This is a genomic window from Halosimplex halobium (assembly GCF_051414055.1).
GTDB lineage: Archaea > Halobacteriota > Halobacteria > Halobacteriales > Haloarculaceae > Halosimplex > Halosimplex halobium.
The window spans coordinates 1-686 of record NZ_JBLKNX010000054.1 but is presented as its reverse complement, the minus strand read 5'-3'; the positions used below and the strand labels follow the sequence as shown (position 1 = coordinate 686).

Sequence of the window (686 nt, the reverse complement as noted above, 5' to 3'; positions counted from 1 at the left end):
TACCTGACCACGCCCATAAGAAGGCGATTGTGTAGGTCGGCGTTCTGATCGGGTGGAAGCACGGCCGAGAGTTCGTGTGGACCGATTTGAAACGAAAATCCTGGTCATAGTAGCAGCGACAGTCGGGTGCGAATCCTGACGACCGAACGAGCTAGGGTTCCTCAGCACTGTTCGTCAGCTGAGGGTTAGCCGGTCCTAAGTCTCACCGTAATTCGAATGAGACGAAATGGGAAGCAGGTTAATATTCCTGCGCCGCCGTCCACTCAAAGTCGACGCCTCGGGTTCACCTGAGCCGGGCCATCGCCCGGTCGAACTATCCAACTCCGTGGAAGCCGTAATGGCACGAAGCGGACGAACGGTAGGATAGCGCAAGTCAGGCTAGCCTGGGGCCCGTGAAAAGACGAGGACGGTGTCCGTACCGAGAACCGACACAGGTGCTCATGGCGGAGAAAGCCAAGGTCTGTCGGGAACAATCGACGTTAGGGAATTCGGCAATCTAGTCCCGTACCTTCGGAAGAAGGGATGCCTGCCGCGGGAAGCGGCAGGTCGCAGTGACTCGGGGGCTCGGACTGTCTAGTAACAACATAGGTGACCGCAAATCCGCAAGGACTCGTACGGTCACTGAATCCTGCCCAGTGCGGGTATCTGAACACCTGGTACAACAGGACGAAGGACCCGTTAACGGC

The 686-nt window shown here is 57.4% G+C and carries 1 rRNA gene; it reads left to right on the top strand.

The features are described from left to right. Positions 1-686: ribosomal RNA gene (locus tag ACMGFG_RS24240) — 23S ribosomal RNA — on the top strand; the annotation flags it as partial.